The sequence below is a fragment of the Streptomyces avermitilis MA-4680 = NBRC 14893 genome, from assembly GCF_000009765.2.
Classification (GTDB): Bacteria; Actinomycetota; Actinomycetes; order Streptomycetales; family Streptomycetaceae; genus Streptomyces; species Streptomyces avermitilis.
In genome coordinates, this window is the sequence record NC_003155.5 from 3,554,681 (window position 1) to 3,567,296 (window position 12,616).

A 12,616-nucleotide genomic window follows, 5' to 3' on the forward strand; every position below is an offset into this window, starting at 1 on the left:
AACCCTCGCCACGTCTGATAACCCTCGCCACGTCTGACAACCCTCACGAATCTGGAGAGCTTTCCATGGCCGAAGCGCCTTCCGAGCCCATCGCGTTCCCGTTCCCCGACCCGCCGTCGGTCTGCGAGCTGCCTCCCGAGCTGGCGGAGATCCGCGACGGCCAGTCCGTGGTGGAGGTGAAGTTCCCCGACGGCATCAGCGGATGGATGGTGACCAAGCACGCCGATGTCCGCAAGGTGCTGGTCGACTCCCGGTTCAGCAGCAAGGTGATGGCCACCGCGGCCGCCGCGATGTCGGAGACCGAGACCGGCAAGCTGATGAACGAGTCGCTCGTCGGCATGGACGCGCCGGAGCACACGCGGCTGCGCAAGCTGGTGACCAAGGCGTTCACCGCGAGGCGGGTGGAGACGCTGCGGCCCCGCATCACGGAGTTGGTCGGCCAGCTGCTCGACGAGCTGGAGACGCTGCCCCGCCCGGTGGACCTGGTCAAGAACTTCTCCGTGCCGCTGCCGGTCCGGGTGATCTGCGAACTCCTCGGCGTACCGGCCGGGGACCAGGACACCTTCCACGCCTGGTCGAACGCGCTGCTCGGGGACTGGCAGCAGGTGGTGGAGAAGGAGGCCGCGACGGTCTCGTTGGTGAACTACTTCGGCGAACTCATCGCGGTGAAGCGGGAGAATCCCGCCGACGACCTGATCAGTGAGCTGATCGCGATCAGCGACGGGGACAGCACGCTCACCGAGCGCGAGATCATCGCGCTGAGCATCGGCATTCTCAGCGCGGGCCACGAGACGACCGCCAACCAGATCAGCATGTTCCTGGTGACGCTGCTGCACAATCCCGAGGAGCTCGACAAGCTGCGGGACAACCGCGAGGCGATCCCGAAGGCCGTCGACGAGCTGCTCCGCTTCGTTCCGCTCACCACGACCGGCGGCATCATTCCCCGGCTCACCACGGCGGAGGTGGAGCTGAGCGGCGGCCAGGTGCTGCCCGCCGGCGCGGTGGTCCTGCCCGCGGTCGCCACCGCGAACCGGGACCCCGAGGTGTTCGAGGACGGCGAGCGGCTGAACGTGACGCGGGAGAACAATCCGCATCTGGCCTTCGGCGCCGGTATCCACCACTGCCTCGGGGCGCAGCTCGCCCGCATCGAGCTCCAGGAGGCGCTCGGCGCGATCCTGGACCGGATGCCCCAGGTGCGGCTCGCGGTGCCGGAGTCGGAGCTGCGGCTCAAGTCCGCGTCGATCATCCGCGGCCTCGAGAGCCTGCCCATCACCTGGTGACATCCGGCACCGCACCGCGGCGACCAGCGGGCCCAGCAGGTTCACCAACCTGCTGGGCCCGCTGACTTCTGCCTGCCGGCAGAGGACAGAGGACAGTGGGCGGGAGCCGCAGGGTAGGAGTCGCCGGGCGTGAGCCGCCGGGCGGGGGTCGCCGGGCGGGAGCCGGTGGAGAGGTCAACGGGCTGGAGCGGCCCCAGGGTTGGAGTCGTCGGGCGGAGGCCAGCGCCCTGCCGGGCACGAGCCGGCGGCCAGGAGTCGGCGGGCAGGAGCCGCAGGTCGGTAGCTGGCGGCCCCGAGCCGCAGGGCACGAGCCGCAGGGCACGAGCCGCAGGGCATGAGCCGTCGGCTCCCGCCCTGCCCCCCGCTCCCCCTCAGCGCGGGCACCCGGCATGCCCGCGTGCCGGCGTACCGGTGTATGCGACGGGCCGTGCTCCGGTGAAGGAGCACGGCCCGTCGGCCGGAGGAGGGGCCTACGCCTCGTGGCGCGTCAGCCACTCGTGCACGGCGGCCGCCGTGACGTCTCCGTTGCCCTCCAGCATCGTGTAGTGGTTGCCCGGCACGTCGATCGCTTCGTGGGGAAGCGGCCAGGCGGCCTGCCACTGCTCGGCCGGCGGCTGCACCTCGCCCGGCTCGATGCCGTAGCACTCCGAGGCCCGTACGAGCAGGGTCGGCGTCGCGATCTCCTTGGGCTGCCAGTGCTCGAACATGCCGAAGTACGCGGCCATCGCCGTGAGCCTCGTCCCGGTCATCTGCCCGAAGTCCTTCTCCAGCTCGACGGCCTTCGACTCCATCACCGGCACGATGTACGAGGTGGCGTCGTAGCCGGCCATGTAGCTGTCGATCAGGACCAGGCCCCGGGGCGCCAGTCCCCGGTCCTCCAGCCTGGACGTGACCTCGTGGGCGATCCGGCCTCCGGAGGAGCGGCCGGCCAGCACGAACGGTTCGCCGTCGACCAGTTCCTCGATGAGCCGCAGGGCGTACTCGGCCGCCGCGTCCACGTCGGCCGCGACCGGCTGCCCGGTGACGAAGCCGGGGAGCATCAGCGACCACACGTCACGGGTTCCGCGCAACGGCGTGGCCATGCTGACCAGTTCCTGGTTGCTCGCCCACACGGACTGTGAGGGGAACCCGATGATCTTCGGGTACTGCGCCCCCTCACCGAGCCGGACGAGGCTCGGGCCGCCCTTGACCTCCTGCGGGTCGGAGAAGCTCACCCGCAGGTCGACCGAGTTCCGCAGCACGCTGTGGCCGAGGTCGAGCCGGCCCAGCTCGTTCGAGCGCCGGTACAGCGCCTCCACTCCGTTGATCACCGCCAGGTCGCCGAGCGCGTCCGCGCCACGGCCGCTCCCGGTGTCCTCGGCCGGCCCGGCGGCCGCCTGCCCCGCCGCCGGAGCGGCGGCCATCGGTGCCGCCGGGGTGCCCAGCTGCTCGCTGAGTTCGGCGGCGAGCGCGAGGGGCGTCGGATGGTCGAAGACGACCGTGGACGCGAGGCGCAGCCCGGTGCGCTCGTTGAGCCGGTTGCGCAGTTCGACCGAGGTCAGCGAGTCGAAGCCCAGCTCCACGAAGCCGTGGCCGTCCTCGATCGCCTCGGCACCGGAGTGCCCGAGCACCTGCGCGACCTCGCCGCGGATCAGCTCGGCCAGCAGGGCCTGCCGTTCCGCCTGGTCCGCCGCGGCCAGTTGCTCGTGCAGGTGCGAGGTGGCCCGTACGTCGGACCGGGCGGCCCGCCGCTGCGGAGCGCGCACCAGGCCGCGCAGCAGCGGGGGTACCTGCTGCTCGCTCGCCGCCCGCGCCGCCGTGGTGTTCAGCCGCATCGGTACGAGGAGGGCTTCCTGGCCGGCGCCGAGGGCCCGGTCGAAGGCCTCCATGCCGGACTCGGCGGTGAAGGGGGTGACCCCGCCGCGGGCCATCCGGGCGCGTTCGGCCCGGCCGAGGTCGCCGCCCATGCCGCCGGGCTGCTCCCACCAGCCCCAGGCGAGGGCGGTGCCGGGCAGTCCGGCCTCGCGGCGGTGCGCGGCGAGGGCGTCCAGGAACGAGTTCGCCGCCGCGTAGTTGCCCTGCCCCTGGCTGCCGAGCAGTCCGGCGGCCGAGGAGAAGAGCACGAACTCCCGCAGCGGGGCGTCCTGGGTCAGCTCGTGCAGATGCCAGGCCGCGTCGGCCTTGGCCCGCAGGACGGTGTCGAACCGGTCCGGGGTGAGCGACTCGACCGTGCCGTCCGCCAGCACACCCGCGGTGTGCACGACCGCGGTCAGCGGCCGGTCGGCCGGGATGTCCCGCAGCAGCACGGCGAGTGCGTCCCGGTCCGAGACGTCGCAGGCCAGGATGCGGGTGTCGGCGCCGAGTTCGGTGAGTTCGGCCAGCAGGGCGGCCGCGCCGGGCGCGCGCTCGCCGCGGCGGCCGGCCAGCACCAGATGCCGGACGCCGTGTGCGGTCACGAGGTGACGCGCGACCACCGCGCCGAGCGCTCCGGTGCCGCCGGTGACCAGCACGGTGCCGTCGGGGCCGAAGCCAGGGGCGCCGTCCGCCGGTCCGGTGTGCCTGGCCAGCCGGGGCACGCAGGGCGAGCCGGCGCGCAGGGCGAGTTGCGGTTCACCGGTGCCGAGCGCCTTGGGCAGGGCCCGGTAGGAGGCGGGGTCGTCGTCGAGGTCGATCAGGACGATCCGGTCCGGGTGCTCCGACTGTGCCGTCCGCACCAGGCCCCACACGGCCGAGGCCGCCACGTCCTCGGTACGGTCCGTGCCGGCGGCCGGGACGGCGCCCCGGGTCAGCAGCAACAGCTTGGAGCCTGTGAGGCGTTCGTCGGCGAGCCAGTGCTGAATGACCTCCAGTACCCGGTGTACGGCGTCATGGGTGGCGGCGACGATGCCGCCCTGGTCCCCGCCGAAGCAGGACATCGCCACCACGGAGGGGGCGGGCTTGCCCGACTCCACGGTGTCGATCAGGGATTGCGGGTCGAGGTACGGCGTCCCGGTCAGGCCGGCTTCGACGAGCCGCGGGCGGATCTCCAGCGGGTCGAAGCCGAGCATCGCCCATTCGCCGGAGACCTCTCGGGAGCCGAGGGGCACCGGGGTCCACTTCAGGTCGAACAGCGCGTCCTGGCGGGGTGCGGAGGCGGTGAACTGTTCCAGCGCGGGGTCCCGCATCGTGAGCGACCCGACCGTGGCGATCGGCAGTCCTGACTCGTCGTTGACCAGGACGGACACTTCGCCCCGGCCCACCGGAGCGAGGTGGACGCGGGCGACGGTGGCGTGGGTGGCGTGCAGTCGTACTCCGGTCCAGGCGAACGGCATGCCTCCCTTGACCGCCTCCCGGTCGGGGGTGCCGCCGAGGACGCCCAGGGCGAGTGGCTGGAGTGCGGCGTCCAGCAGGGCCGGGTGCACTCCGAAACCGCTGTCGGCGTCGCCCGCCTCCTCGGGGAGCCGAACCTCGGCGTACAGGTCTCCGTCCTTGGTCCACAGTGCCCGCAGGCCCTGGAAGACCGGGCCGTAGGTGAATCCGGCCTCGGCCATGTCCGGGTAGAAGTCCTCGACGGCGACGGCGGTGGAGCCGTCGGGCGGCCATACCGTCATCGGCTCCGCGTCGGGTTCCGCTCCCGTGTTCTCGGCGAGTACGCCGCTGGCGTGCCTCAGCCAGGGCTGGTCGTCGCCTTCGCCGTCGGGCCTCGAGTGCAGGGTGATGGCGCGCCGGCCGGTCTCGTCGAGGCCGCCGACCAGCACCTGGACGGCGCGACCGCCCTGCTCGCCCAGCACCAGTGGTGCCTCCAGGGTGAGTTCCTCGATCAGCTCGCAGCCCACCTGTCCGCCGGCGCGCAGCGCGAGTTCCACGAACGCGGTACCCGGCAGCAGCGCGGTGCCCAGCATCGCGTGATCGGTGATCCAGGGCTGCGTGGCCAGGGAGAGCCTGCCGGTGAACAGGAATCCGTCCGAGTCGGGCAGCGCCACTCCGGCGCCGAGCAGCGGGTGTCCGGTCGCCGTCAGTCCGATGCTCGCGGGGTCGCCGCTGCCGGTCGTGCGCGAGTCCAGCCAGTAGCGCTTGTGCTGGAAGGCGTAGGTGGGCAGTCCGACGGTGCGGGCGCCGGTGCCGGCGAACAGCCCGGACCAGTCGACCGGGGCACCGCTCGCGTGGATCCGGCCGAGCGCGAGGGTCAGGCAGTCCGCTTCGGGGCGTTCGGGGTGCAGTACGGGCACGCACACGGCGTCGGCGCCGGTGTGGTCGAGGGTCTCCTCGGCCATCGCGGTCAGCGCACCCCGCGGACCCAGCTCGAGGAACCTGTCCACACCCCGCGCCAGCACCGTCGCCACACCATCGGCGAAACGAACGGCCTCCCGCACATGCCGCACCCAGTAGGCGGGAGTGGTGAACTCGGCGTCCGCCATCCCACCCGTCACATTCGACACCACCGGGATACGCGGCGGACGGAACTCCACCGCGGCGAGCGTCTCCGCGAACTCCGCCAGCATCGGCTCCATCCGCGCGGAGTGGAAGGCGTGACTGACCGCCAACTGCTTGGTCCGCCTGCCCTGTTCAGCAAACGCTTGGGCGAGCGCGGTCACCGGCTCCTCATCACCGGACAGCACCAGCGAACGGGGCCCGTTCACCGCAGCCACCGACACACCCCCGGGAAGCACCGGCAGCTCGTCCTCGGCCGCCTCGACAGCGACCATCGCACCGCCCTCCGGCAGCGCCTGCATCAACCGGCCCCGCGCCGCCACGATCCGGCACGCATCCGCCAGCGACCACACCCCCGCCACATACGCCGCCGCCAGCTCACCGATCGAATGCCCCAGCAGCACATCCGCCCGCACACCCCACGAACCCACCAGCTCGAACAGCGCCACCTCCAACGCGAACAAACCGGCCTGCGTGAACACCGTCCGGTCCAACGCCGGCGCATCGGTGAACACGACCTCCTTCACCGGCCGCTCCAGCAACAGATCCAACTGCGCACACACCCCGTCGAACGCAGCCGCGAACACCGGGAAACGCTCGTACAGCTCACGCCCCATACCAAGCCGCTGCGCACCCTGACCGGTGAACAGGAACGCCGTCCCGCCCTCCCCGGCCACACCCCGCACCATCCCCGCCGCGCCCGCACCCTCCGCCAACGCGGCCAACTGGACCAGGAAGTCCTCCCGATCCCGCCCCGTCAGAACAGCCCGGTGCTCCAGACCCGCACGCGTCACCGCCAACGACAGACCCACGTCGGCCGGCCGCAGATCGCTCCCCCGTACGTGGTCGGCAAGCCGTCGGGCCTGCGCCCGCAACGCCTCCTCCGACCGCGCCGACACCACCCACGGCACCAGCAACCCGTCAACCGCAGACACCGGCGTCCGTTCCTCGACCGACGGCGCCTGCTCCAGAATCACGTGCGCGTTCGTGCCGCTGATCCCGAACGAGGACACGCCCGCCCGGCGCGGCCCGTCGGTCTCCGGCCACTCCCGCCCCTCCGTCAGCAGCTCCACCGCGCCCGCGGACCAGTCCACCTCGGGGGTCGGCTCGTCCACGTGCAGGGTCTTGGGCAACAGGCCGTTGCGCAGGGCCAGTACGGACTTGATGACACCGGCGACACCGGCGGCGTACTGGGTGTGGCCGATGTTCGACTTCACCGAACCCAGCCACAGCGGACGGTCCGCCGGACGGTCCTGACCGTACGTCGCCAGCAACGCCTGTGCCTCGATCGGGTCGCCGAGCGACGTCCCCGTGCCGTGCGCCTCCACCATGTCCACGTCCGCCGCCGACAACCCGGCCGAAGCGAGCGCCTGCCGGATCACCCGCTGCTGCGACGGACCGTTCGGCGCCGTCAGACCGTTCGACGCACCGTCCGAGTTCACCGCCGAACCCCGCACCACCGCCAGCACCGGACGCCCGTCCCGCACCGCGTCCGAAAGCCGCTGCACGGCCAGCATCCCGACACCCTCGCCCCAGCCCGTGCCGTCGGCACCGGCGGCGAACGCCTTGCACCGGCCGTCTCCCGCGAGACCGCCCTGCCGCGAGAACTCGACGAAGGCTCCCGGCGTGGCCATGACGGTCACACCGCCGACCAGCGCCAGGTCGCACTCGCCGCCCCGCAGCGCCTGCCCTGCCAGGTGCAGGCTGACCAGCGAGGAGGAGCACGCGGTGTCGACCGTGACGGCCGGGCCCTCCAGGCCCAGGGCATAGGCGACCCGGCCCGACATCACGCTGCCCGACGCCCCGGTGAGGGCGTAACCGCCGCCTGCCTCGGACGAGTTCATCAGGACGGTCGTGTACTCCTGCGGGGTGCCGCCGACGAAGACGCCGGTGCGGCTGCCGCGCAGGCCGACCGGATCGAACCCGGCGCGTTCCAGCGCCTCCCACGAGGTCTCCAGCAACAACCGCTGCTGCGGATCCATCGCCAGTGCCTCACGCGGCGAGATCCCGAAGAACGCCGCGTCGAAGTCGCCGGCCTCGGCCAGGAAGGCACCCTGCCGGGCTCCGCCGGACTCCTCGATGAAGGCGTTCATGGCCAGGCCGTGCCAGCCTCGGTCGGCGGGGAAGTCCGTCATCTCGTCGCGGCTGTCGACGAGCAGACGCCAGAGGTCCTCGGGACCGCGCACCCCGCCGGGGAAGCGGCAGGCCATGCCCACGATCACGATCGGGTCGTCGTCGGTCGTCCGCAGGACCGGCAGTGCCGTCTCCGTGGCGCTGTCGAAGAGCTTCTCGTGCAGGTGCCCGGCGAGACGCTGCGGTGTGGGGTGGTCGAAGACGAGGGTGGCGGGCAGGCGCAGGCCGGTGGCCGTGTTCAGCCGGTTGCGCAGTTCCATCGCGGTCAGGGAGTCGAATCCGAGGTCCCGGAACGGCCGCCCGGCCGTGATGTCGTCCGTCGTCCGGTGGGTGAGCACGGTCGCCGCTTCGGAGCGGACGAGTTCGAGCAGCCGGTCGTGCTGTTCGGGGGCGGTGAGCCCGGCCAGGGTCTGGCGCAGGGCGGAGTCGGTGCCGTCGTCGGGCGCGGGCTCGGAGTCCTCGCTCAGCGCGCGGGCGACTTCGGGGATGTCCTCGATCAGCGGGCGGCGCCGGGCGATGGTGTAGCCGGGGGTGAAGCGCGCCCAGTCCATGTCGGTGACGGTCAGCGCCGTCTCGTCCTGCTCCAGCGCCTGTCGCAGGGCCTTGATGGCCAGTGCCGGTTCCATCGCCCGCACACCGCGGCGCGCCAACTGCTCCTCGGTGCCGTCGGCCGCCATGCCGGTGGCTTTCCAGCCGCCCCACGACACGGACGTCGCGACCAGACCGCGCGCCCGCCGGTTCCACGCCAGCCCGTCCAGATAGGCGTTCGCCGCGGCGTACGCACCGGTTCCCGCGCTGCCCCACACGGCGGCGCCGGAGGAGAACAGGACGAACGCCTCCAGGGTCAGCTCCGCGGTCAGGGCGTCGAGGTTGCGGGCGCCCCGCGTCTTGGCGGAAAGGACCGTCTCGTAGTGCTCGGGGGTGGCGGTGGCGAGTTCCGCGTAACCGGATACGCCGGCGGTGTGGAAGACGGCGGTGAGGGGGTGCTCCGCCGGGATGCCGGCGATCACGTGGCCGAGGGCGTCGCGGTCGCTCACGTCGCACGCGGCGAACGTCACCTCCGCACCCAAACCGCCCAACTCCGTGGCCAGTTCGGCAGCACCTTCTGCCTGCTCGCCACTACGGCTGACCAGCAGCAGACGCTCGGCGCCCTCCTTCGCCAGCCAACGGGCCAGATGCGCACCGATGCCACCGGTGCCGCCGGTGATCAGCACCGTGCCGTGAGGGTTCCAGTCGCGTACGGGTGCCGGGTTCGCACCCAGCGGAGCCCGCACCAGACGCCGGGCATACGCACCCGACGACCGCACCGCTACCTGATCCTCACCCTCCCCCGCCGCCAACACGGCAGTCAGCCCGGAAGCAACCCGCTCGTCCCACACCCCCGGCACATCGACCAGACCACCCCAACTGCCCGGCTGCTCCAGACCGGCCACCTGACCCAGCGCCCACACCTGCGTCTGCACCGGGTGCACCACATCCTCCGCACCCACCGACGCGGCACCCTGCGTCAACACCCACAACGGCGCCTCGACCCCGGCATCCGCCAAAGCCTGGACGAGCGTCACCGTCGCGACAGGCGCGGCCTCCTCATCCCAACCCAACAGCGACACCACACCCGACACCTCACCGGCTCCGGTAAGGCGCCCGGCCAGAGCCTCACGGCCCTCCTCCGCCTCCCACGCCAGTACGACGACCTCGGCGCCGGCCGCCTCCAGCGCCCGCCGGACCTCCTCGACCGGCCCCGCGCCACCCGGCGTCACCACCAGCCACGTCCCCGACAACCGGCCCACCGACGGCACCGTCACCGAACGCCACACCGTCCGATACCGCCACGAATCCAGCACCGACCGCTCCTGACGCCCCCGGCGCCAAGCCGACAACGCCGGGACCACCGGCTCCCACACCTCAGGCTCCGCGCCGTCGACGAGCGCGGCCATGCCTTGGAGGTCCGCGTTCTCCACCGCGCCCCAGAAGGCCGCGTCCACCGGATCGACGACGCCGTCCGCACCGGGCGCCACCACGTCCTCGATCCAGTAGCGCTCGTGCTGGAAGGCGTACGTCGGCAGATCGACCCGGCGCACCGGCATCCCGGCGAACAGCACCGACCAGTCGACGGGAGCGCCCGCCACGTAAGCCTCCGCGAGCGACGTCAGGAAGCGGTCCGCACCGCCCTCGTCACGGCGCAGCGACCCCACAGCGGTACCGGTGCCGAACACGCCTTCCTGGGTTTCCTGGATCGCCACGGTCAGTACGGGGTGGGGGCTGGACTCGACGAAGACCTGGTATTCCTGTTCGGCGAGCAGCCGCACCACCGGCTCGAACCGGACCCGCTCCCGCAGATTCGTCACCCAGTACCGCGCGTCGAGCCCGGAGGTGTCCAGCCGCTCCCCGGTCACCGTCGAGTAGAAGGCGACGGCGGACGACTTGGGCCGGATGTCGGCGAGTTCGGCGAGCAGGTCGTCGTTGAGGGCATCCACCTGCGCGGAGTGGGAGGCGTAGTCCACCGCGATACGACGGGCCCGCACCCCCGACTCCTCACATTCCGCGAGGAGTTCGTCGAGTGCGTCGGGCTCACCGGAGACGACGGCGGAGCCGGGCCCGTTGACGGCCGCGACACCGATCCGGCCCTCGAACCGGGCGAGACGCTCCTCGACGCCCTCCACCGGCAGCGCAACGGACACCATCCCGCCCTTGCCGGACAGCTTCTCCAGCACCAGCCGCGACCGCACGGCCACCACCCGCGCCCCATCCTCCAGCGACAGACCACCCGCCACACACGCCGCAGCGACCTCACCCTGCGAATGCCCCACGACCGCGGCCGGCTCCACCCCGAACGAACGCCACACCGCCGCCAGCGACACCATCACCGCCCACAGCACCGGCTGCACCACATCCACCCGGGACCACAACGGATCCCCCGCGTCCCGGAACACCACATTCCTCAGCGACCAGTCGACGTACGGACTCAGCGCCTGGCCGCACTCCTCCATCCGCGCACGGAACACCGGCGAGGCGTCCCACAAATCCCGCCCCATCCCCACCCACTGCGACCCCTGACCCGGGAACACGAACACCACACCGGTTCCGGCGTCGCCGGTTCCCCGGACCAGGCCGGGCACGTCGAGTCCGTCCGCGAGGGCGGTGAGTCCGGTGGGCCGGTCTCCGCTACGTGCGCCCTGTCCGGCGAACAGCACCGCGCGATGCGCGAGTTTCGACCGGCTCGCCAGGAGTGAGTGGGCCACGTCCGCGGTTCCGAGGCCGGGGTGGGCGTCGAGGTGTGCCTGAAGTCGTCCGGCCTGCGCCCGCAGGGCCGCCTCCGTCTGCCCGGAGATCAGCCACGGCACGGTGGCGGGGCTCGTGGTGAGGGGCGGCTCCGGCGCGTCGACCGGCTGCGGCTCGGCGGAGTCCTCCTCGGGGGCCTGCTCGAGGATCACGTGGGCGTTCGTGCCGCTGATACCGAACGAGGACACGCCCGCCCGGCGCGGACCGCCCGTCTCGGGCCACTCCCGCCCCTCCGTCAGCAGCTCCACCGCACCCGCCGACCAGTCCACCTGGGTGCTGGGCTTCCCGACGTGCAGGGTCTTGGGCAGTACGCCGTTCCGCAGCGCGAGCACGGTCTTGATCACACCGGCGACACCGGAGACGGCCTGGGTGTGCGCGATGTTCGACTTGAGCGAGCCGAGCCAGAGCGGCCGGCCGTCGTGCCGGTCCTGGCCGTACGTGGCCAGCAGCGCCTGTGCCTCGATCGGGTCGCCGAGCGACGTCCCCGTGCCGTGCGCCTCCACCATGTCCACGTCCGCCAGCGCCAGTCCGGCGTTGGCGACCGCCTGCCGGATCACCCGCTGCTGCGAGGGACCGTTCGGCGCGCTCAGACCGTTCGACGCGCCGTCCTGGTTCACCGCCGACCCGCGGATCACCGCCAGGACGGGGTGACCGTTGCGCCGCGCGTCCGCAAGGCGTTCCAGCAGGACGACGGCGGCGCCCTCGCCCCAGCCGATCCCGTCCGCGTCGTCGGAGAAGGCCTTGCACCGGCCGTCCGCGGCCAGGCCGCGCTGCCGGGCGAAGGTCACGAACGCCGAGGAGGTGGCCATGACCGCGACGCCGCCGGCCAGTGCCAGTGAGCAGTCCCCCTGGCGGAGTGACTGAGCGGCGGAGTGCAGGGCGACCAGCGAGGACGAGCACGCCGTGTCGACCGTGAGTGCGGGGCCCTCCAGACCGAGTACGTAGGACACCCGGCCGGACATCACGCTCGCCGAGCCGCCCGTGATCGCGTATCCCTGGTCGGTCGGCGAGTTCATCAGCTTGACCGTGTGCTCGATGGCCGTACCGCCGACGAACACCCCCGTTCGGCTGCCCCGCAGCGTGTGCGGGTCGATGCCCGCCCGTTCCAGCGCCTCCCACGACGTTTCCAGGAGCAGCCGCTGCTGCGGGTCCATGGTCAGCGCCTCACGCGGCGAGATCCCGAAGAAGCCGGCGTCGAAGTCGCCCGCGCCGCGCAGGAACGCCCCTTCCCGGGTGTACGTCGTCCCCGGCCGGTCGGGGTCGCTGTCGAAGAGCGAGGAGAGGTCCCAGCCCCGGTCGTCGGGGAATCCGCTCACCCCGTCGGCACCGTCCATCACCATCTGCCACAGCTGCTCAGGTGAGTCGACGCCGCCGGGCAGCCGGCAGGCCATTCCCACGACGGCGAGCGGTTCCCGCGCCCGGTCCTGGCTGTCCTGGAGCTGCTGTCGAGTCTGTTGCAGTTCGGCCGTGACTCGGCGCAGATAGGTACGGAGTTTGTCCTCGGTCATCGTGAAACCCCACTCTGGAGCGGT

2 protein-coding genes are annotated in these 12,616 nt (G+C 72.2%); one reads left to right on the forward strand and one right to left on the reverse strand.

Annotated elements, in window-relative coordinates:
* Positions 1-65 precede the first annotated feature (65 nt).
* Entirely contained in the window at positions 66-1,280 is a 1,215-nt protein-coding gene (locus SAVERM_RS15035; protein ID WP_010984326.1) for a cytochrome P450, read from the forward strand.
* A 470-nt stretch (positions 1,281-1,750) separates the two neighbouring features.
* Here SAVERM_RS15035 and SAVERM_RS45325 read toward each other — a convergent pair whose 3' ends face one another.
* The gene (locus SAVERM_RS45325) at positions 1,751-12,592 is read right to left on the reverse strand and encodes a type I polyketide synthase (RefSeq protein WP_010984327.1); all 10,842 of its coding nucleotides are present in this window, start codon (positions 12,590-12,592) and stop codon (positions 1,751-1,753) included.
* Positions 12,593-12,616 lie beyond the last annotated feature (24 nt).